At 68.5% G+C, this 18,454-nt stretch carries 14 protein-coding genes; 3 read left to right on the top strand and 11 right to left on the bottom strand.

Translation table 11 applies throughout. The features are described 5' to 3' along the window. Positions 1-7 precede the first annotated feature (7 nt). Positions 8-1,228: a beta-ketoacyl-ACP synthase I gene (gene fabB, locus ACAM42_RS09785; protein ID WP_369631875.1), complete on the top strand. Its 1,221-nt coding sequence runs from the start codon at positions 8-10 to the stop codon at positions 1,226-1,228. Between the two features lie 105 nt (positions 1,229-1,333). Continuing rightward, complete coding sequence (locus ACAM42_RS09780; protein WP_369631874.1) at positions 1,334-1,726, top strand: nuclear transport factor 2 family protein; 393 nt, start codon at positions 1,334-1,336, stop codon at positions 1,724-1,726. A 6-nt stretch (positions 1,727-1,732) separates the two neighbouring features. On the opposite strand, the gene ACAM42_RS09775 is transcribed toward ACAM42_RS09780, so the two are convergent. From ACAM42_RS09775 to ACAM42_RS09725, 11 genes are all read right to left on the bottom strand, one after another. Beyond that, complete coding sequence (locus ACAM42_RS09775) at positions 1,733-2,110, bottom strand: hypothetical protein (RefSeq protein WP_369631873.1); 378 nt, start codon at positions 2,108-2,110, stop codon at positions 1,733-1,735. 84 nt (positions 2,111-2,194) lie between these two features. Beyond that, a complete protein-coding gene (locus ACAM42_RS09770) occupies positions 2,195-3,364 on the bottom strand; it encodes a BMP family ABC transporter substrate-binding protein (RefSeq protein ID WP_062477516.1) in 1,170 nt (389 codons plus the stop codon). A 52-nt stretch (positions 3,365-3,416) separates the two neighbouring features. Further along, positions 3,417-4,337: an ABC transporter permease gene (locus ACAM42_RS09765; RefSeq protein ID WP_062477512.1), complete on the bottom strand. Its 921-nt coding sequence runs from the start codon at positions 4,335-4,337 to the stop codon at positions 3,417-3,419. Between the two features lie 3 nt (positions 4,338-4,340). Next, positions 4,341-5,504: an ABC transporter permease gene (locus ACAM42_RS09760; protein ID WP_062477508.1), complete on the bottom strand. Its 1,164-nt coding sequence runs from the start codon at positions 5,502-5,504 to the stop codon at positions 4,341-4,343. Beyond that, positions 5,491-7,041 (bottom strand): ABC transporter ATP-binding protein, encoded by a 1,551-nt coding sequence (locus tag ACAM42_RS09755; protein WP_095946760.1) that lies wholly within the window; start codon positions 7,039-7,041, stop codon positions 5,491-5,493. Before ACAM42_RS09755 ends, ACAM42_RS09760 begins: the two co-directional genes overlap by 14 nt. A 365-nt stretch (positions 7,042-7,406) precedes the next feature. Beyond that, on the bottom strand, positions 7,407-8,804 hold the full coding sequence (locus ACAM42_RS09750) for an NCS2 family permease (RefSeq protein ID WP_062477503.1): 1,398 nt from the start codon (positions 8,802-8,804) through the stop codon (positions 7,407-7,409). A 76-nt stretch (positions 8,805-8,880) separates the two neighbouring features. After that, positions 8,881-9,876, bottom strand: a complete 996-nt coding sequence (locus ACAM42_RS09745) for a LysR family transcriptional regulator (protein ID WP_159274497.1) — start codon at positions 9,874-9,876, stop codon at positions 8,881-8,883. Positions 9,877-9,970: 94 nt separating this feature from the next. Next, complete coding sequence (gene xdhB, locus ACAM42_RS09740; protein ID WP_369631872.1) at positions 9,971-12,430, bottom strand: xanthine dehydrogenase molybdopterin binding subunit; 2,460 nt, start codon at positions 12,428-12,430, stop codon at positions 9,971-9,973. 2 nt (positions 12,431-12,432) lie between these two features. Then, positions 12,433-14,046, bottom strand: a complete 1,614-nt coding sequence (gene xdhA / locus ACAM42_RS09735) for a xanthine dehydrogenase small subunit (protein ID WP_369631871.1) — start codon at positions 14,044-14,046, stop codon at positions 12,433-12,435. Between the two features lie 187 nt (positions 14,047-14,233). After that, the gene (locus ACAM42_RS09730) at positions 14,234-15,013 is read right to left on the bottom strand and encodes a TSUP family transporter (protein WP_369631870.1); all 780 of its coding nucleotides are present in this window, start codon (positions 15,011-15,013) and stop codon (positions 14,234-14,236) included. Positions 15,014-15,284: 271 nt separating this feature from the next. Beyond that, positions 15,285-16,199: a LysR family transcriptional regulator gene (locus tag ACAM42_RS09725; RefSeq protein ID WP_095744196.1), complete on the bottom strand. Its 915-nt coding sequence runs from the start codon at positions 16,197-16,199 to the stop codon at positions 15,285-15,287. 87 nt (positions 16,200-16,286) lie between these two features. Here ACAM42_RS09725 and ACAM42_RS09720 point away from each other — a divergent pair, with 87 nt between their 5' ends. Next, complete coding sequence (locus ACAM42_RS09720; RefSeq protein ID WP_369631869.1) at positions 16,287-18,446, top strand: thiamine pyrophosphate-dependent enzyme; 2,160 nt, start codon at positions 16,287-16,289, stop codon at positions 18,444-18,446. The last annotated feature ends 8 nt before the right edge of the window (positions 18,447-18,454 follow it).

Here is an 18,454-nt window from a genome sequence, read left to right as displayed (position 1 = left end):
TTTCGCCATGCGACGCGTCGTCATCACCGGTCTGGGCATTGTTTCGTGCCTGGGCAACGACAAGGAGACCGTCTCCGCCAACCTGCGCGCCAGCCGCCCCGGCATCCGGTTCCAGCCGGCCTACGCCGAAATGGGCCTGCGCAGCCAGGTGGCCGGCTCCATCGACCTTCCCCTCGAAGACCTCATCGACCGCAAGCTCTATCGCTTCGTCGGCCATGCGGCGGCCTACGCCTACCTGGCCATGAAGGACGCCATTGCCGATGCCGGCCTGACCGAGGAGCAGGTGTCGAACCCGCGCACCGGCCTCATCGCCGGCTCGGGCGGCGCCTCCACGCTGAACCAGATGGAAGCGCTCGACCTGCTGCGCGAAAAGGGTGTCAAGCGCGTGGGCCCCTACCGCGTGACGCGCACCATGAGCAGCACCGTGTCGGCCTGCCTGGCCACGCCCTTCAAGATCAAGGGCCTGAACTACTCCATCGCCTCGGCCTGCGCCACCAGCGCGCACTGCATCGGCAACGCCATGGAGCAGATCCAGATGGGCAAGCAGGACATCTTGTTCGCCGGCGGCGGTGAAGAAGAACACTGGACCCAGTCGTTTCTGTTCGACGCCATGGGCGCGCTGTCCACCAAGTACAACGACACGCCCGAGAAGGCCTCGCGTGCCTATGACGCCGAGCGCGACGGCTTCGTCATCGCGGGCGGCGGCGGCATGGTCGTGGTCGAGTCGCTCGACCATGCACTGGCGCGTGGCGCCAAGATCTACGCCGAGATCGTCGGCTACGGCGCCACCTCCGACGGCTACGACATGGTTGCGCCCAGCGGCGAAGGCGCCGTGCGCTGCATGCAGATGGCGCTGTCGACCGTCGACACGCCCATCGACTACCTGAACACCCACGGCACCTCGACGCCCGTCGGCGACGTCATGGAAATGAAGGGCGTGCGCGAAGTCTTCGGCGACAAGGCGCCGGCCATCAGCTCCACCAAGAGCCTGTCGGGCCACTCGCTGGGCGCCGCCGGCGTGCACGAGGCGATCTACTGCCTGCTGATGATGGAAGGCCACTTCATGGCCGGCTCGGCCAACATCGAGGCGCTCGACCCCGAAGTGGCCGATATGCCGATCCTCACTGCGACGCGCGAGAACGCCACCGTCGACACCGTGATGAGCAACAGCTTCGGCTTCGGCGGCACCAACGCCACGCTGGTGCTCAAGCGCTGGCAGGGCGCGTAGCCCGGCCGCCTGCCAGGCCCCGTCGCGCCCGCGACGACGGGCCCGCAGGCGCTTCGCTAGACTGGGTTTTCCGTTCTTCCATCCATCCACCGCGCGAGGAGACCCATGGCGATCGACACCCTTTCCACCTGGCACCGGCTCGTCAAGACACGCGACGTGGCGGGCCTCGATGCCCTGTTGGCCGACGACGCCGTCTTCCTCTCGCCCGTGGTGCACCGGCCGCAGGTCGGCAAGGCGATCACCAAGCAGTACCTGGCCGCGGCCTTCCAGGTCTTCTTCAACGAGAGCTTCCGCTACGTGCGCGAACTCCAGGGCCCGACCGACGCCGTGCTCGAGTTCGAACTCGAACTGGACGGCATCGCCATCAACGGCGTGGACATGATGAAGTGGAACGCCGAAGGCCGGATCACCGAGTTCAAGGTGATGCTGCGGCCGCTGAAGGCGGTGAACCTGATCCATCAGAAGATGGCGGCGCAGCTGCAGGCGGCGACGCAGTAAGCCGGCTCAGGGGCAGGCCAGTTCCGTCCTGGCCACGGCACACAGCCGGGCCTTCTCGGCCGCGGGCAACGTGAGCCCCGGCATCAGCCCGTCCAGCCGCAGCACCGCCGGGTAGAGGCGCGTGTCCTGCGGGTTCTTGCGGTAGGCGCGCAGCACCAGCTGCTGGCCTTCCTTGCCGCAATGCTGGCGCTGCTGGCGCGCCACTTCCTTGTCGTGCGCCGACCCGTCGCCGTTGAATTCGCCGGCGAAGTGAAAGCACATTTCCGCGTCGTCCACGGCTTTGCGCAGGCGCTGCTCTTCTTTCGAGAACGCCGGCGGTGCAGCGAACGACATCGACACGGCCAACAGTGCCGCACCCGCCGCCATGACCCTCTGCAGCTTCATGGTGTGAATCCTTTTCCTGAATGAAAAAAGGGCCGTCCGCAGACGACCCTTCTCGTGGCAATCGCCGAAGCGATCGATCAATGATTACTTCTTGTCGCCGCCCGGCACCTTGCCTTCCACGCCCTTGACGTAGAAGTTCACGCCCGACAGGAACTTGTCGTCGGCGACCGCGTCCTTGGCGATCAGCTCCTTGCCGTCCTGGCCGACGATCGGGCCCTTCCAGATCGAGAAGCTGCCGTCCTTCAGGCCCTTCTTGATTTCCTCGACCTTGGCCTTGGCTTCGGCCGGCACGTCTTCGGCGATCGAGACGATGTCGATCGCGCCTTCCTTCACGCCCCACCAGGTCTGGCCGGTGGCCCACTTGCCGTCCAGCGCGTCTTGGGTGGTCTTGATGTAGTACGGCGCCCAGTTGATGATGGCCGAGCCCAGGTGGGCCTTCGGGCCGTAGGCGGTCATGTCGGAGTCCCAGCCGAAGGCGCGCTTGCCCTTCTCTTGGGCGGTCTTGAGCACGGCCGGCGAGTCGGTGTTCTGGAACAGCACGTCGGCGCCGCCGTTGATGAGGGCGGTGGCGGCTTCGGTTTCCTTGGGCGGGCTGAACCACTCGTTCACCCACACGACCTTGGTCGTGATCTTCGGGTTGACCGACTGCGCGCCCAGCGTGAAGCTGTTGATGTTGCGCAGCACTTCAGGGATCGGCACCGAGCCGACCACGCCCAGCGTGTTGCTCTTGGTCATCGAACCGGCGATCACGCCGGCCATGTACGCGCCTTCGTAGGTGCGGCTGTCGTAGGTGCGCATGTTCTCGGCGGTCTTGTAGCCGGTGGCATGCTCGAACTTCACGTCCTTGCTGTCGTTGGCGACCTTGAGCATGGGCTCCATGTAGCCGAAGGTGGTGCCGAAGATCAGCTTGTTGCCCTGGCCCACGAAGTCGCGGAACACGCGCTCGGCGTCGGCCGACTCGGGCACGCTTTCGACGAAGGTGGTCTTGATCTTGTCGCCGAATTCCTTCTCGAGCGCCTTGCGGGCGTTGTCGTGCGCGAAGGACCAGCCGCCGTCGCCCACGGGACCGACATAGGCGAATGCGATGTTCAGCGGGGCCGCCGGTGCGGGAGCCGGGGCGGCCGCGGGGGCCGGTGCCGGCGATGCTGCGGGGGCGGCCGCCTCTTCCTTCTTGCCGCAGCCGATGAGGGCCGCCGAAGCCACCGCGGTGAGGGCGGCGAGCTTGAGAAGGGAACGCTTGTTCAGATCATTCATTGTCGAAATCCTCGGAAGAAAAGGACGGGTTGGCAAAAAAACGAGAACGCGATTATGAGCCGGGGTAGAACGGTTTCCCCATCGAAGCCGGCATGTTGATGCGGATGAAGGCGGGGTTGCGCGAGATCAGCGCCAGCACCACGATCGGCGCGATGTACTGGGCCATGCTGAGGAACTGCGAGGGCACGTCGACGCCGCTGCTTTGCAGGTGGAAGCCCAGCATCGAGACGCCGCCGAACAGGTAGGCGCCGAGCAGCACGCGGACCGGGCGCCAGGTGGCGAAGGTGGTGAGCGCCAGCGCGATCCAGCCGCGGCCGGCGACCATGCCCTCGACCCACAGCGGCGTGTACACGGTCGACAGGTACGCGCCCGCCAGCCCGCACAGCGCGCCGCCCGCGATCACCGCCAGGAAGCGGATGCGCCGCACCGGGTAGCCCAGCGCATGCGCCGACTCGGGCGACTCGCCCACCGAGCGCAGCACGAGGCCGGCGCGGGTGCGGTACAAAAACCAGATGAGCCCGATGGTCAACAGCACGGCCACGTACACCATCGGGTGGTGCCGGAACAGCGCCGGGCCCGCCAGCGGGATGTCGGCCAGCACGGGAATGGCGAAGGGCGTGCTCTCGGGCAGCTTGGCCTGCACGAAGCTGATGCCCGCGAAGGCCGAGAAGCCGACGCCGAACAGGCTCAGCGCCAGCCCCGTCGCGTACTGGTTGGTGTTGAGCCAGATCACGAGCACGCCGAAGAAGGCCGCGAGCAGCGCGCCGGCCGCCATGCCAGCCAGAAAGCCAAGCCAGGGGTTGTGCGTGATGACCACCGTCGCGAAGCCCGCGATGGCGGCGCACAGCATCATGCCCTCGGCGCCGAGGTTGACGACGCCGGCCTTCTCGTTGATCAACAGGCCCAGCGCCGCGATGGCGAGCACGGTGCCCGCGCTCAGGGTCGAGCCCAGCAGGAGTGCGTAGCTTTCCATGGTTCAGAGCCCTCCTTCGGTGGCACGCGCGGTCGGCGCAACGGGCGCGGTCGGCGCGGTGATCGGCGTGCTGACCTGCAGCGAACTCGTGGTCAGCGTCGCGGCCTTGGCGCCGGCCTTGCGGCGGATGCGGTAGGCGATGAGCGTGTCGCAGGCCAGCAGCGTGAACAGCAGCAAGCCCTGGAACACGCCGGTGAGCGACTTGGGCAGGCCCAGGCGCGACTGCGCGAGTTCGCCGCCGATGTAGAACATGCTCATCAGGATGGCCGAGAAGATCATGCCCACCGGGTGCAGCCGCCCGACGAAGGCCACGATGATGGCCGCGAAGCCGTAGCCTGCGGGCACATAAGGCGTGAGCTGGCCGATGGGGCCCGCCACTTCGAGCGCGCCCGCCAGGCCGGCCGCGCCGCCCGAGGTGAGCAGCGCGATCCACACGGCGCGGCGTGCCGAGAAGCCGGCATAGCGCGCCGCCGCGGGCGCCAGCCCGCCGACCTGCTGCGCGAAGCCCGCGCGCGTGCGGAACAAAAACACCCACAGCGCGCCCGCGCCGACCAGCGCAATGATCAGCCCGATCGACACGCGCGAGCCCTTCATGAGCCGCGGGATCTGCGTCACCGCCTCGAAGGTCTTGGTCTGCGGAAAGTTGTAGCCCTGCGGGTCTTTCCAGGGGCCGAAGACCAGGTAGCTCAGCATCAGCGTGGCCACGTAGACCAGCATCAGGCTCACGAGGATTTCGTTGGCGTTGAACTTGTCGCGCAGGAACGCGACGATGCCCGCCCACACCATGCCGCCCAGAATGCCCGCCAGCAGAATGGCCACGACGATCCAGCTGCCGGTGCTCTTGTCGGCCAGGAGCGCCACGCCGCCCGCCGCGATGGCGCCGCAGACGAACTGCCCTTCGGCGCCGATGTTCCAGACGTTGGAGCGAAAGCACACGGCCAGGCCGAGCGCAATGATGAGCAGCGGCGTGGCCTTCACCATCAGCTCGCCGATGGCGTAGCCGCTCTTGATCGGCTCGTAGAAGAACACCTGCAGGCCCTTGACCGGGTCCTTGCCGAGCGCGGCGAACAGCGCCACGCCGATGAGCACGGTGATCAAGAGCGCCAGGATCGGCGAGCCATAGCTCCAGAAGCGCGACAGCTCCGGGCGGGGTTCAAGCTTGAGCATGCGCGCCCTCCTTCTTGTTGTTGTTCTGGTGGGGCTGCGCCTGCGGCCACAGGCCGCTCATCCATTCGCCGATCTGCGGCAGCGTGGCCGCGGCGCGGTCGATCGAGGGCGACAGCCGCCCCTTGGCGATCACGTGCAGCCGGTCGCAGATGTTGAACAGCTCGTCCAGCTCCTCGCTGATCACGAGCACGGCGCAGCCGGCGTCGCGCAGCGCCAGGATCTCGGCGTGGATGAGCGCGGCCGCGCCCACGTCCACGCCCCAGGTGGGTTGCGAGACGATGAAGAGCTTGGGGTTGGCGTCGATCTCGCGACCGACGATGAACTTCTGCAGGTTGCCGCCCGACAGCGAGCGCGCCGCCGCGCCCGGGCCGCCGGCCTTCACCTTGAAGCGATCGATGATGGAACGCGCCTGCTTGTCGAGCTCGGCGGTGCGGATCCAGCCGCCCTTGCCCACCGCGTTGCTGCGCGTGAGCAGCAGGTTGTGCGCCAGGCCCAGCGTAGGCACGGCACCGCGCCCCAGCCGTTCCTCGGGCACGAAATGCAGGCCCAGCGCACGCCGCGCGCGCGGGCGCAGCCGGCCGGCCGGCTGGTCGAACACGCGCACCATGGCAGGCTCGGCGCGCACGTCCTCGCCCGAGAGCGTGTACAGCAGTTCCTTCTGGCCGTTGCCCGAGACGCCGGCGATGCCGACGACCTCGCCCGCGCGCACGTCGAACGAGATGCCGTCCAGGTCGACGCCGAACTGGTCTTCGCGCGCCAGCTTCAGGCCCTGCACGCGCAGCGCCACCGCGCCGGCATGCAGCGGGCGGTGCTGCAGCGGCGGCGGCTCGCTGCCGATCATGAGGCGCGAGAGCGATTCGGTGCTCTCGTTGCGCGGGTTGCACACACCCGTGACCTTGCCGCCGCGCAGCACGGTGCAGGCGGTGCACAGCTCCTGGATCTCGTGCAGCTTGTGGCTGATGTACAGGATGCTGCAGCCTTCCGAGGCCAGCTTGTTCAGCACGCCGAACAGGCGGATCACGGCCTGCGGCGTGAGCACCGAGGTCGGCTCGTCCAGGATCAGCAGCTTGGGGTTGGTGAGCAGCGCGCGGATGATCTCCACCCGCTGCATCTCGCCCACCGACAGCGTGTGCACGGGGCGCGAGGGGTCGATGTCCAGCCCGTACTCGCTCGCCTTGGCCGTGATGCTGCGGGCCACCTCGGCCAGCGCGAGCGACTTGTCCAGGCCCAGCCAGACGTTCTCGGCCACGGTGAGCGTGTCGAACAGGCTGAAGTGCTGGAACACCATGCTGATGCCCAGCGCGCGCGCCTGCTGCGGGTTGCGCAGGTTCACCGCCTGGCCGTCGAAGGTGACGGTGCCTTCATCGGGCTTGACCGAGCCGTAGATGATCTTCATCAGGGTCGATTTGCCCGCGCCGTTCTCTCCGAGCACGGCATGGATTTCGCCGGGCTGCACGGCCAGGGAGATGTCGCTGTTGGCCACCACCGCGGGATACCGCTTGGTGATGTGCGCCAGCTGGAGTCTGGGGGTTGTCATGCCGGGTTTCGTGGGTTTGTCTCGTTCAACATCAACAAGCGGGGACAGCTATAAGTTTAGGGCCTGTAAACACTGTGTTTTGGTGCCGCGAAGGCCTGCCAGGGCGGGCCAATCAAGGCGCGCGACGCCGCGTGTGCATGCGCACACGCAAGGAGCGCAACGCCGAGTGGCCCGCCCTGGCAGGCCTTCCCTCCGGGTTGGCCGGCAAAGGGGCTGCCTGCGGCGTTGCCCGCGCTTGCAAGGCAGAAGCCTTGCTGCGCGCGGGCGCCTTGCATCCAGCCCCTTTGCCGGCCAACGCGGCACCAAAACACAGTGTTTACAGGCCCGGGCGTCCCCGCGACCATCGGCGCCCGACGGCGCGTTCTTCAGTGTCCGCCGATGTAGGCGAACTTGAACAGGAAGATCGCCGCGATCACCCACACCATCGCATGCACTTCCCGTGCCCGGCCGGTGCACAGCTTGAGCACGGCGTAGGTGATGAAGCCGAAGGCCAGGCCGTTGGCGATCGAGTAGGTGAAGGGCATGGCCAGCGCCGTGACGGCCGCCGGGATCACCTCGGTGGTGTCTTCCCAGTCGAGCTCGACCAGGTCGCGCAGCATCAGGCAGCCCACGAACAGCAGCGCCGGTGCGGTGGCGTAGGCCGGCACCGAGCCCGCCAGCGGCGAGATCATCAGGCAGGCCAGGAACAGCACCGCCACCACCACGGCCGTGAGGCCGGTGCGGCCGCCGGCTTGCACGCCGGCCGCGCTTTCCACGTAGGCCGTGGTGCTCGAGGTGCCCAGCAGCGAGCCCGCGAAGATCGCGCCGCTGTCGGCCAGCAGCGCCTTGTTCATGCGCTCCATCTTGCCCGGCACCAGCAGGCCGGCGCGCTTGGCCACGCCCATCAGCGTGCCGGTGGCGTCGAACATCTCGACCAGGAAGAACACCAGCACCACGTTCAGGATGCCGCCCTTGAGCGCGCTCAGGATGTCCAGCTGCATGAAGGTGGGCGCGATGGACGGCGGTGCGTCGAACACGCCGTGGAACTTGTTGCCGCCGAAGAAGAACGACAGCACCGTCACCGTCAGGATGCCGATCAGGATGGCGCCGCGCACCTTGAGCCGGTCGAGCGCCACGATCATGAGAAAGCCGATGGTCGCCAGGATCACGGGAGCCGAGTGCAGGTCGCCCAGCGTGACGAAGGTGGCCGGCGAAGCCGCGACCACGCCCGCGCTCTTGAGCGCGATGAGCGCCAGGAACATGCCGATGCCCACGGTGATCGCCGTTCGCAAGGACTGCGGTATGCCCGCGATGAACAGCTCCCGCAACCCGGTGACCGTCACGATCAGGAACAGGCAGCCCGAGATGAACACCGCGCCCAGCGCGGTCTGCCACGTGTAGCCCATGCCGAGCACGACCACGTAGGCGAAGTAGGCGTTCAGGCCCATGCCCGGCGCCATGGCGATCGGGTAGTTGGCGTACAGGCCCATGATCAGCGTGCCGATGGCCGCGATCAGGCAGGTGGCGACGAAGACCGCGCCCTTGGGCATGCCCGCGTCCCCGAGGATTGAGGGGTTCACGAAGATGATGTAGGCCATCGTCAGGAAGGTGGTCAGCCCTGCGATGACTTCGGTGCGCACGGTGGTGTTGTGCTCGGTCAGCTTGAAAAAGCGTTCCAGCAGACCGGCGTTGGCCGGTGCGGTGGCCGCACGCAACGGCGCCGCCTCGGTGGCCCCGGCGGCCCGGGGAGTGGTGGCCTTGGGCACCTCTTCATACCTGTTCATTTCGCTTGTCTCCAGCTGTTGTATATGGCGGTTCGTTCATCGTTGCCTCGGTCGCGACGCCGGCGCGACGGAGGGCTCAGGGAGGATCGGAAAGCGGCTCAGCCGGCAGGGCTCGGGCAGTGGCGGCAGGCGCGGCATCGAAGCCGGGCCGCAGCGACGCCGCCACGCCCTTGATGCATTCGCGCAGCCAGCGCGCGGAACTCGACGAATGCGTGCGTTCGTGCCAGAGCTGGTAGTACATGAGGCGCGGCAGCGCGGCCGGGCACTCGAGGATCTTCACGGGCAGCCGTGCGGCAAAGCGCTCGCAGTACTGGCGCCCGGTGGTGAGCACGAGCAGGCTCGAGGCCACCATGTCCGGAATGAGGCTGAAGTGCGCGCAGCGCGCCGTGATGTTGCGCTGCCGGCCCAGCTCGTCGAGCATCTGGTCGATGATGCCGCGCCCGCCCGGGTGCATGGGCGTGGGCGCGATGTGCTCGGCCGCCAGCCAGGTCTCCAGGTCCCAGCCGCGGCGCACCGCCGGATGGTCCTGGTTGACCAGCGACACCACCTCGTCGCCAAAGAGGCGCGCCATGTGCAGGTCTTCCGGCGGCTTGAGCCAGTTGCCGATCACCAGGTCGACCTGCCCGAGCGCGAGGTGCCCGTGGTAGTCCGAATCGGGCGAGAGCGCATGGATCTCGATCTGGCACAGCGGCGCCTCGCGCTTGACCTGCGCCACCAGCATCGGCAGGAACAGCGGGTCCATGTAGTCGCTGGCCGCGATGCGGAAGGTGGTGGCCGCCGACTGCGGCTCGAATCCCCGTGCATCCGAGAACAGCATCTCGGCCGCCCGCAGGATGCTGGCCGCGGGCTCGATCATGCGCAGCCCCGCGTCGGTGGGCACCATGCCCGAGCCCGAGCGCACCAAGAGCGGGTCGCCCGACAGCTCGCGCAGGCGCTTCAGCGCGGCCGAGACGGCCGGCTGGTACATGCCCAGGCGGATGGCGGCGCGCGAGACGCTGCGGTCGGTCAACACGGTGTGAAGCACCCGAATCAGATGAAGGTCGATCTTGTCGAAAAGCGCCTGGTCTCTCATGGCTGTTCACACCTTTCTTGTCTGTGCGAACAGTTATACAGCGCAACATTTGGAGAACGGAAGGACGCTCGGACCGTGCGAGCACGGCCGGTGCTCATTCGCCAGAGGCTGCCTGCACCGCGGTCAGGGCGCGGAGGATGGATTCGCTCGTGGCCGGCGCCTTCAGCGGCGGATCGACCCGGTGCCCGCCCGCGGCCGACACGGCATCGCGGATGGCGAAGAACACCGAGAACGGCAGCAACAGCGGCGGTTCGCCCACGGCCTTGCTGCGGTGAATCGAGTCCTCGAAGTTCTGGCCCTCGAACAGGCGCACGTTGAACACCGGCGGGCAGTCGTTGGCCGTCGGGATCTTGTAGGTGCTGGGCGCGTGCGTGGTGAGCTTGCCGCTCGCCGGGTGCCACACCAGTTCTTCGGTCGTGAGCCAGCCCATGCCCTGGATGAAGGCGCCCTCGACCTGGCCGATGTCCACGGCCGGGTTCAGCGACTTGCCCGCGTCGTGCAGGATGTCGGCGCGCAGCAGCTTCCATTCGCCGGTGAGGGTGTCGACCACCACCTCGCTCACCGCCGCGCCGTAGGCGTAGTAGTAGAACGGGCGGCCCTGCATCTTGTCCTTGTCCCAGCTCAGGCCGGGCGTGGCGTAGAAGCCGTCGGACCACAGCTGCTTGCGGTCGAGGTACGCCTCGCCCACCACGGTGCTGAAGGCCAGCGTGCGGCCGTTCACTTCGACCTGGTCGTTGGCAAAGCGCACGTCGGCGGCGTTGCCGCCATGGCGCTCGGCGGCGCAGGCAGCCAGGCGTTCGCGGATCTGGCGGGCGGCATCCTGCGCGGCCTTGCCGTTCAGGTCGGCGCCGGTCGAGGCCGCCGTGGCCGAGGTGTTGGCCACCTTGGTCGTGTCGGTCGCGGTGACGCGCACGCGCTCGAAGCTCACGCCCAGCTCGTGCGCCACCACCTGCGCCACCTTGGTGTTCAGGCCCTGGCCCATCTCGGTGCCGCCGTGGTTCACGAGGATCGAGCCGTCGGTGTACACGTGCACCAGCGCGCCGGCCTGGTTGAAGTGCTTCACGTTGAACGAGATGCCGAACTTCAGCGGCGCCAGCGCCAGCCCGCGCTTGAGCACCGGGCTCTTCGCGTTGAAGGCGGCGATCTCTTCACGGCGCAGGCGGTAGTCGCTGGTTTCTTCCAGCTCGGCCACGAGTTCGTGGACGATGTTGTCGGTCACGGTCTGGCGGTACGGCGTGACGTTGTTCTCGCCCTTGCCGTAGAAGTTGACGCGCCGCACGTCGAGCGGGTCGCGCTTCAGTTCGCGCGCCACCGAGTCCATGATGTTCTCGATGGCGATGGCGCCCTGCGGGCCGCCGAAGCCGCGGAACGCGGTGTTGCTCTGCGTGTTGGTCTTGCCCGAGAAGCCGTGCATGCTCACGTTGGGCAGCCAGTAGGCGTTGTCGAAGTGGCACAGCGCGCGCGTCATCACCGGGCCCGACAGGTCGGCCGAATGGCCGGCGCGCGACACCATCGTGATCTCGGCGCCGAGGATGCGGCCCTCGTCGTCGTAGCCCACGTCGTACTCGTACCAGAAGCAGTGGCGCCGGCCGGTGATCATGAAGTCGTCGTCGCGGTCCAGGCGCAGCTTCACGGGGCGCTGGAGCTGGCGCGCCGCGATGGCCGCCACGCAGGCGAACAGCGCCGACTGCGATTCCTTGCCGCCGAAGCCGCCGCCCATGCGCCGGCATTCCACATGCACCTCGTTCGAGGACAGGTGCAGCGCGTGCGCCACCAGGTGCTGCATCTCGCTGGGGTGCTGCGTCGAGCAGTGGATGTGCAGCGTGCCGCCCTCCTTCGGGATGGCGTAGCTGATCTGGCCTTCGAGGTAGAACTGTTCCTGCCCGCCCACGTCGAGCGTGGCGGTGTGGCGGTGCGGCGCCTTCGCGATGGCGGCGCGCACGGCGGCCTCGTCGCCTCCGTTGGCGGCCCCGCCGCTGCGCACGATGTGCATCGGCGGCACCACGTACTGGCCGCGCGCATGCGCGTCCTGCGGCGTGATGACGGGCGGCTGCGCCTCGATGGTCAGCGCGTCCTTGGCCTTGGCGGCGGCGCGGCGCGCGGCATCGCGCGTTTCGGCGATCACGGCGAACACGGGCTGGCCGAGGTAGCGGATCTGGCCGCCGTCGTTCACGGGCAGCAGGATCGGGTCGTCGTGAATGATCGAGCCGCAGTCGTTGGTGCCGGGAATGTCGTCGGCGGTGAGCACCGTGACCACGCCAGGCATGGCGCGGATGGCGTCGAGCGACAGCACCGTGACGCGGCCGTTGGCGGCCGGCGACAGGCCCAGCGCGCAGTGCAGCGTGCCGGCGAGTTCGGGAATGTCGTCGATGTAGGTCGCCTCGCCGGCCACGTGCAGGTGCGCCGACTCGTGCGGGCGGCTGATGCCCACGCGCATGCCGCGCCCGTGCGCCAGCGCTTCGGCGCCCACGTCGATGCGGGCGGCGGTGTTCTTCAGGTAGTCGGCAAAGGCCTCGGCGGGCTGCAGCAGGCGGGCGTCGATGGGTTTGTTCATGGTCAGAGTCCTTCCGCCGCAACCTTGGCAACGACATGGGGCATCACGCTCCAGACGCTGGTTTCTTCGATGGACAGCGCGTCCTGTGTGCGGGTTTCGAGCCACAGGCGCTGGATCAGGTTCTGCGCCACCTGCAGGCGGTAGTCGGCCGAGGCCCGCATGTCCGAGAGCGGCTTGAAATCTTGCGCCAGCGCCAGCTTGGCGGTGGCCACGCTGGCCTGCGTCCAGGGCTTGCCCACGAGCGCGGCCTCGGCGTTGGCGGCGCGCTTGACGGTGGCGGCCATGCCGCCGAAGGCCAGGCGCACGGCCTTCACCGTGTCGCTGCCGGCTTCCAGCTCGATGGCGAAGCCCGCGCACAGCGCAGAGATGTCGCAGTCGAAGCGCTTGCTGATCTTGTAGGCGCGCACCTGGCGGCGCATGGCGGCCAGCGGCACGGCCAGGCCCTGCACGAACTCGCCGGGCTGCAGCTCGTTCTTCATGTAGTCGAGATAGAACGCGGGCAGCGGCATGCGGCGCACGACGTCGCCGCGGCGCAGCTCGATCTCGGCATCCAGCGACATCAGCACCGGCGGCGAGTCGCCGATGGGCGAGCCGTTGGCGACGTTGCCGCCCATGGTGCCGGCGTGGCGGATCGGCGGCGAGGCAAAGCGCAGCCACACGTCGGCCAGGCTGGGCACGCGTTCGACCAGCGCGCCGAAGGCGGCTTCGAGCGAGGCGCCGGCGCCGATGTAGAGCTCGTCGGCGCGCTCTTCGACCGTCTTCATCTCGGCCACGTCGCCGACATAGATGATGTCGCCGAGGTCGCGGAACTGCTTGTTGACCCACAGGCCGACGTCGGTCGAGCCGGCCAGCAGCTGGGCGCGCGGCTTCTGCACGCGCAGTGCGGCGAGCTGGGCCAGGGTCTTGGGGGCGTGGAAGTGATCGATGCGGGCGCCCAGCGGGGCCGCGTAGTCCAGGCCGTCGTTTTTCAGCGCGGTGAGCGCGGCCACCACGGGGGCGGTGTCCAGGCGCACGGCCGGCAGGTCGAACATGCGCTGGCCGGCGTCGAGGATGGGGCGGTAGCCGGTGCAGCGGCACAGGTTGCCCGACAGGTCGTCGGCCAGCTGCTGGCGCGTGGGCTGCGTGCCCTCGGCCTGGTGGTGTTCGTAGGTGGCCCACAGCGACATCACGAAGCCCGGCGTGCAGAAGCCGCACTGCGAGCCGTGGCAGTCGACCATGGCCTGCTGCACAGGGTGCAGCGGGTGAACGGCGTGCTTGGCCGGGGCCTCGGCCTTGGGCTTGCACTGCGACGCGCACTGGCCCTTGAGGTCTTCGACCGTGAACAGCGCCTTGCCGTGCAGCGTGGGCAAAAACTGGATGCAGGCGTTGACGGTCTGCAGCTGCAGGCCGTCGACCGCGCCGGGCGCGTGGGCGTCGGTGGCCAGCTCGCCGATGACGACGGTGCAGGCGCCGCAGTCGCCTTCGTTGCAGCCTTCCTTGGTGCCGGTGCAGCGCGCGTCTTCGCGCAGCCAGTCGAGCACGGAGCGGGTCGGATGGACCCCGCTGACGTCGACGATCTTTCCGCGATGGAAGAAGCGGATCGGTTGAATCGGATTGCTGCTGCTCTCGGTGCTCATGCTTTTTCAGGCTCGTGGGCGGCCCGTCGTGGGCCAGTCATGGACGTTAGCGGCTTGCGTGGGGTCTTGCATACGGGCACGCCCATAACGCGTATGTGAGGGTCGGTATGCCACGTCCGGGGAAACCCTTGGATTGACGTTGCAATTCCCGGGCCACGCCGGAAACCGAGGGTTTCCGGCTGTTTTCTCAGCCGTGCGCGATCGCGCTCCAGGCGGTGGCGAGCAGCGTCACGCCGGCCACGAAAAGCAGCCCGGCGACCAGCCATTGCAAGGTGCGCGGCTGCAGCTTGTTGGGCAGGCGATGGTGCAGCCGCGTCGCGGCGTAGACCACGGGCATGGCGCAGCCGGCCAGCAGCGCCGAGTGCCACGAGAAGTGGCCGGTGGGCACCACGATGACGAGCCGCACGAGCGAGTTGAAGGCGAACATCAGCAGCAGCGCGCGGCGCACGAGTTCGCGGTCCAGCGGCTGGCGGTACATGTGAAAGACGATGGGCGGGCCCGAGGCCGAGAACAGCCCGCCCAGCACGCCCGAGAGCCCGCCGATGAGGGCGAAGCTGGTGCGGCCCGACACGGCCGGCAGCGGCTTGCCCTGCAGCAACAGCAGCACGGCGCAGATCAGGATCGACACGCCCAGCAGGCCCCGCAGCCACGACACGGCGCTGCCGCTGAGCCACACGAGCAGCATGAGCCCGACGATGACGCCGACGGTGCTGCCGTTGAGCGCGGGCTTCATCAGCTGCCAGGGCACGGGGCCGGGGCGCGCGCGGAAATAGGTCCAGGCGTTGATGAGGCTCAGCACGGTCGCGGCATTGGCCGCGTCGTTCACGCTGGCGATGTCGAGCACCGACACGAGGCCCAGCAGGATGAGGCTGAACGCAAAGCCCGTGAGGTTCTGCGCGTAGGTGGCCAGGCCCACGCAGGCCATGAAGATCAGGACCGGGACGGCGCCGGAAAGAATCGCTTGCACCGGGGTGTCGTCAGCGCGCGCCGAAGCTTGCTGGACTGTGGAGGGAGACGGGGGAAAGGGGATGCGGGACGGACATTCGGACGGGGATCGGGGGACGAGGGCGCGAGGCGGGAACGCTTGAGAATAACGCGTGTGTCCGGGCGCGTGCCCAGGCCACCGGGTACTTCCCTCCGCGAATGTCCCCCGGGCTTCGCCCTCCTCCTTGATTTCGCTGCGGGAAGCACCCAGTGCCCTGTGCACGGGGCACGCTGCGGGTGTTCGGCGGTCGCGGTCAGCCGCGCTCCGAGAACAGGGCCACGATCACCTGCCGCAACCACCGGTTGCCCGGGTCGGCCTCGAAGCGCTTGCTCCAGTGCAGCGACACGGTGAAGTCGCGCAGCGGAAACGGCGGCTCGACGATGGCGTAGCCGCCCTCGGCCGCAAAGCCGCGCGCGATGTTGCGCGGCATCACCACCGCCAGGTCGGTGGCGCGCACGATGGCCGGCAGCACCATGAAATGCTCGGTCGTCAGGCGCAGGCGGTCTTCGAGGTTCAGCAGTTGCAGGATGCGCAGGGTGTCGGCATGGGTGCGCACGGCCACGTAGTCGAGCTCGTGCAGCGCGGCGAGCAGCGCCTGGCCGCTGCGCCGGCGCTTCACGAAGGGGTGGTCGTGGCGCAGCAGCACGATGTAGCGGTCTTTCAGCAGCTGGGTGCGCTGGGTGTCCTCCACGTGCGGCAAAAAGCCGAAGGCGAAGTCGACCCTGCCGCTGTCCAGCGCGGTGGCGATCTCGCCCGGCGCGAGAGGCATGGTCTCCACGCGCACGCCCGGCGCCAGCTCGCGCAGCCGCGCCATCAGCGCGGGCAGGAAGCGGCCCTCGCCGATGTCGCTCATGTGGATGCGAAAGAGCTTGCGCGAGGCCGCCGGGTCGAAGCGTTCGGGCTCGGCCAGCGCCTGCTGCAGCATCGCCAGCGCCGACTGCACGGGCACCGCCAGCCGCTCGGCGCGCGGCGTGGGCGCCACGCCGCCGAGGCTGCGCGTGAAGAGCGCGTCGCCCAGCAGCAGGCGCAGCCGCGTGAGGCCGTGGCTGGCCGCCGGCTGCGTGAGGCCCAGCGCCTCGGCGGCGCGGCTCACGTTGCGGGTGCGGTAGACGGCGTCGAACAACCGCAGCAGGTTGAGGTCGACCGAATCAATATGCACGCCATTCATATTCGATAGCTGGCTCATTGCATTGAAGTATGACGCAGGCCCGCCCACACTCCCGCGTTCTCCCCACGACAAGAAGCACGAGACACGATGGAAGTTTCATTCAGCAAGGAAGTGGAAATGCTGCGCCTGGGCGCGGGCGACACTTTCCACGGCGAGGGCATCCTCGCGATCACCAAGGGCCTGCTGCAGTCGGGCGTGGCCTACGTCGGCGGCTACCAGGGCGCGCCGGTGTCGCACCTGCTGGACGTGATGGTGCAGGGCAAGGCCTACATGGACGAGCTGGGCGTGCACGTCGAGGCCTGCTCCAACGAGGCCTCGGCGGCGGCGATGCTCGGCGCGTCCATCCACTACCCGCTGCGCGGCGCCGTGACCTGGAAGTCGATCGTCGGCACCAACGTGGCGGCCGACGCGCTGTCCAACCTGTCGTCGCCCGGCGTGACCGGCGGCGTGCTGATCGTGGTGGGCGAAGACTACGGCGAAGGCGCCAGCGTGATCCAGGAGCGCACGCACGCCTACGCGCTCAAGTCGAGCATGTGCCTGCTCGACCCGCGGCCCGACCTGGGCGTGATGGTGCGCATGGTCGAGCAGGGCTTCCAGCTGTCGGAGGCCTCGAACATGCCCTGCCTGATGGAGCTGCGCATCCGCACCTGCCACGTGCGCGGCAGCTTCGACTGCAAGGACAACATCGCGCCCGCCGTGTCCACGCGCGCGCTCATGGACGAGCCCGCGGGCTTCGACTACATGCGGCTGGCGCACCCGCCCGTCACCTTCCGCCACGAAAAACTCAAGGGCGACGAGCGCATGCCGGCCGCGCGCCGCCACATCGTGGCGAACGGCCTCAACGAGCTGATGCCCGGCCGGCGCCACCCCGACCTGGGCATCGTGGTGCAGGGCGGGCTGTACAACGCGCTCATCCGCAGCCTGCAGCAGCAGGGCCTGGCCGATGCCTTCGGCGACACCGACATCCCGATCCTGGTGCTCAACGTGACCTACCCGCTGGTGCCCGAGCAGGTGGCCGACTTCTGCATCGGCAAGCGCGCGGTGCTGGTGGTGGAGGAAGGCCAGCCCGAGTACATCGAGCAGGACATCGCCACGCTGCTGCGCCGGCGCGACATCCAGACGCCGCTGCACGGCAAGGACCTGCTGCCGCAGGCCGGCGAGTACGGCGTGGAGGTGCTGTCGGGCGGCCTCGCGGCCTTTGCCGAGCGCTACCTCGGCGCGAGCGAAGCCGCCGCCTCGGCGCAGGCCTGGCTGGCCGGCAACCGCGAACGCCGCGAGGCGGTGGCGCGCCGGCTCGATGCACCGCTGCCCAACCGCCCGCCGAGCTTCTGCGTCGGCTGCCCCGAGCGGCCGGTGTTCTCGGCCCTCAAGCTCGCGCAGCAGGAGACCGGGCCGGTGCACATCGCGGCCGATATCGGCTGCCATGCCTTCGGCACCTTCGAGCCGTTCTCGATGGGCCACTCGATCCTCGGCTACGGCATGAGCCTGGCCAGCCGCGCGGGCGTGGCGCCGATGATGAACCGGCGCACGCTGTCGATCATGGGCGACGGCGGTTTCTGGCACAACGGCCTGCTCACGGGCGTGCAGAGCGCGCTGTTCAACGACGACGACGCGGTGCTGCTGATCTTCAAGAACGGCTACACCTCGGCCACCGGCACGCAGGACATCATCTCCACGCCCGACGACGAGATCAAGGAGCGCGCCGTCGACAAGCAGCAGAGCCTGGTCGACAAGAACCAGACCATCGAGGCCACGCTGAAGGGCCTGGGCGTACAGTGGATGCGCACCGTCACCACCTACGACGTGGAGCGCATGCGCAAGACGCTCACCGAGGCGCTCACGAGCGACTTCAACGGCCTGAAGGTGGTGATCGCCGAGGGCGAGTGCCAGCTGGAGCGCCAACGCCGCATCAAGCCGTGGATCGCCGGCCTGCTGAAAAAAGGCAAGCGCGTGGTGCGCGTGAAGTACGGCGTCGACGAGGACGTGTGCAACGGCGACCACGCCTGCATCCGCCTGTCGGGCTGCCCCACGCTCACGCTCAAGGACAACCCCGATCCGCTGAAGGTCGACCCGGTGGCCGTCGTCATCGACGGCTGCGTGGGCTGCGGCCTGTGCGGCGCCAACGCGCATGCGGCCACGCTGTGCCCGAGCTTCTACCGCGCCGAGGTGGTGCAGAACCCGAAATGGCACGAACGCCTGCTGCACGGCCTGCGCAGCGCGATCGTCGGCGCCCTGCGCCCGGCATGAGAAGAAAG

The organism is Variovorax sp. V35, from assembly GCF_041154465.1.
GTDB lineage: Bacteria > Pseudomonadota > Gammaproteobacteria > Burkholderiales > Burkholderiaceae_C > Variovorax > Variovorax boronicumulans.
Note: the sequence above shows the minus strand (reverse complement) of the source record. Positions and strands in the feature narration are given on the sequence as shown.